Below are 774 nucleotides of genomic sequence, written 5' to 3'. Positions count from 1 at the left end.
TGAAGGCTTGCCCATGATCGGGCCGTCCGGCGCGGTGCGCGTGATGCTGGCCACCCGGCCCGTGGACTTCCGCAAGGGCATGGACGGGCTGGCCGCTCTGGTCCGGGACGCAATCGGCGCGGACCCGTTCTCCGGCACGGTCTACGTGTTCCGCTCGAAGCGGGCCGACCGGGTGAAGCTCTTGGTCTGGGATGGAAGCGGGCTGGTCCTCGCGACCAAGCGTTTGGAGGCGGGTCAGTTCTGTTGGCCGAAGATCGAGGACGGCGTGGTTCGGCTGAGCGCGGCGCAGCTCGCCGCGCTCGTCGAAGGCTTGGACTGGAAGCGCGTCCATGCGGCTCGTGCCGTGGGCGCGCCGGCGGTTGCCGGCTGAGCAAAAAGACTGGCGGACGGTCTTCATCGCGGTGGTAAGTCGCTGACAGATATGCTATAATCCGCTTCGTGGCCGCGCCTGCTTCGCCCTCGTCCGACGATCCCGAGACGCTCAAGGCACTGCTCGCCGAGGAGCGCGCAGAGAACAAGCGGCTGCGCCAGATCATCCTGGCCATGCAGCGCCACCGCTTCGGCCGCTGCGCCGAGAGCCTGCCTGAGGATCAGCTCCTGCTCGGGCTTGAGGAGGCTGAGCAGGTCGAGGCTGCGGGCTTTGCCGCCGAGGAGAGCGAGCCCGCCAAGAAGGAGGCCCAGAGGGTCAAGCGGCGCGCGAACCGTGGGGCGCTGCCCGCCCATCTGCCGCGGGTCGAGTGCGTGGTCGACATCGGCAGCACCGCCTGCCCATGC

2 protein-coding genes are annotated in these 774 nt (G+C 69.0%); both read left to right on the top strand.

Features of this window, described 5'->3' with window-relative positions; genetic code table 11:
• Positions 1-13: 13 nt before the first annotated feature.
• Positions 14-370: an IS66 family insertion sequence element accessory protein TnpB gene (tnpB, locus tag MFF58_RS31870; protein WP_238294334.1), complete on the top strand. Its 357-nt coding sequence runs from the start codon at positions 14-16 to the stop codon at positions 368-370.
• Positions 371-438: 68 nt separating this feature from the next.
• A partial coding sequence (locus tag MFF58_RS31865) for an IS66 family transposase (RefSeq protein WP_238294332.1) occupies positions 439-774 on the top strand: 336 nt, incomplete at its 3' end.

Origin of the sequence: Methylobacterium longum (genome assembly GCF_022179385.1) — a bacterium.
Lineage (GTDB): Bacteria > Pseudomonadota > Alphaproteobacteria > Rhizobiales > Beijerinckiaceae > Methylobacterium > Methylobacterium longum.
This window is presented reverse-complemented; position numbering and strand designations above follow the sequence as displayed.